Origin of the sequence: Bacillus haikouensis (genome assembly GCF_013179555.1) — a bacterium.
GTDB lineage: Bacteria > Bacillota > Bacilli > Bacillales > Bacillaceae_B > Rossellomorea > Rossellomorea haikouensis_A.
In genome coordinates this window covers 1-1224 of the sequence record NZ_JABMCR010000544.1, presented here as the reverse complement: position 1 = coordinate 1224, position 1224 = coordinate 1, and the positions used below count along the sequence as shown (strand labels likewise).

2 protein-coding genes are annotated in these 1224 nt (G+C 47.0%); both read right to left on the bottom strand.

Features of this window, described 5'->3' with window-relative positions; translation table 11 throughout:
• The coding region (gene menD, locus HP456_RS24155; protein WP_172255714.1) for a 2-succinyl-5-enolpyruvyl-6-hydroxy-3-cyclohexene-1-carboxylic-acid synthase at positions 1-1139 on the bottom strand (1139 nt) is incomplete at its 3' end.
• A partial coding sequence (locus tag HP456_RS25820; protein ID WP_512698790.1) for a hypothetical protein occupies positions 1132-1224 on the bottom strand: 93 nt, incomplete at its 5' end. The genes HP456_RS25820 and menD, both read right to left, overlap by 8 nt.

The following is a 1224-nucleotide window of genomic DNA, read 5'->3' as shown; positions in this document are numbered from 1 at the left end:
CCCTCATTCCAGGGCTGATCTCGTGTCTGCAGGATATTTCTCGAAACATCATTTACGTTTTTCCACTGATGCAGCCATCCCGCTGCATTATGTTCAGCACCCGTTTTCATGTCTATACAAAACAAGTTTTCATCGCAATAAATAAATTCGGTTGCCTTCGCGATTGGATCCTGCCATTCCTCACCGCTGCTGACAACCCAATAAGGAACACCGGTGAGCCCTTTAAGGAAAAGGGTCAGGGGTTTAGACACGGGCATCGCTCCAAATCGAATGATCAAATCGGGCTTGAAAGCTTCCTTGACCTCTTCAATTTTCAGGAAAGCATCATATGTTTCGATTACATTCCGCTTAGAATGCTCTCCGCCCCTTATTTGTGAAAGAGGATCTGCGACTACCGGAAAACCGTGATATTCGGCAAAAAACATGATCGATTCAATTGCAGACTCATCCAGTCCGGTACCGCAAATAATCAGCCCTTTTTGTTTTTCCTTTAGAACACTCAGCAGGTCATCACGCATTTCTGTAGATAGTCCCCGGAGGCCGCCGATAACCCGTTTCTCCCTGCGTCTGTTTGAAAACGTCACTTCCTCTAATGCAGGAATCAATGGTTCCCTGATTGGAAAGTTAAAATGAACCGGTCCTGCCGGAGCTGAGATTGACAGGCTCACTCCTCTCGCCGCAGATGCTTTTGCATACTGCAGGATTTCGGGCAAAGATTCAGGCAGTGCCATATCTACACTCCATTTCACGTGCTTCCCGTAAAGTTCTAGCTGGTTAATCGCCTGCGGGGCGCCGACTTCACGTAACTCATGTGGCCGGTCGGCTGTCAGCACAATAAGCGGAACCTTTGCATAACGTGCTTCAATCACGGCTGGATAATAATTGGCTGCTGCAGTGCCGGACGTACAAAGAATCGCAACAGGCTTCTTTTTAGCCTTTGCGATTCCGAGTCCAAAGAATGCAGCCGAACGTTCATCGACGTTTATATACGTTTTCACCCCTGGATGATGGGTAAACAACAGTGCCATAGGAGTAGAACGGGATCCCGGGCTGATGACTACTTCATCTACCCCGTTTCCAACTAATTCATCGATATATGCTGCTAAATAATGTGTTAATCGTTTTTGATGTTCATCCATTGATGGTTCCCCCTAATGCTCTCAGCATCGGTCGAAATTTCATTTGCGTTTCACGGAATTCACTTTCAGGATCCGAGTCTGCTAC